Annotated in this window: 1 pseudogene; it reads right to left on the bottom strand. The window is 70.2% G+C overall.

Going from position 1 to position 386, the window contains the following annotated elements:
* Positions 1–319: pseudogene (locus tag G3I71_RS50745) on the bottom strand (hypothetical protein); the annotation flags it as partial.
* Positions 320–386: the final 67 nt, after the last annotated feature.

Genomic DNA, 386 nt, shown 5'->3' with positions numbered 1-386 from the left:
CCACCAGCCCGGACGACACCTCGATCAGCCCGACCAGCACCGACCCGGGGTCAGCGACACCCTCCGCCGGCGCACCGAACGAATCCAACGCGCGCCGCGCACGAGCCTCACCCTGACGACGCTCCGCCGCGGCCTGCGCCTGCGGGGACCGGCCGCCGTGCATGCGGCACACCCAGTGCCCGGGCAGAGGGCCGTTGGTCCACGGTTCGCTTGCACGGTTGTGGCTGGTGCAGGTGGGCTTGCCGTTCTCGCGTGCATGGGGTGTATCGCACTTCGGGCAGTTCACGGGGTCGGCGGACCACATGTTGGGTCGTGGCATTCGGGTGTGCTCTACCAGAGGTCGGGTCCACGACGAAGCGCGTGGTTGTCTCGGCAGTGTCCGACGG

This window comes from Streptomyces sp. SID12501 (assembly GCF_010550245.1).
Classification (GTDB): Bacteria; Actinomycetota; Actinomycetes; order Streptomycetales; family Streptomycetaceae; genus Streptomyces.
The sequence above is the reverse complement of the archived record's forward strand: the minus strand, read 5'-3'. Positions and strand labels throughout refer to the sequence as shown.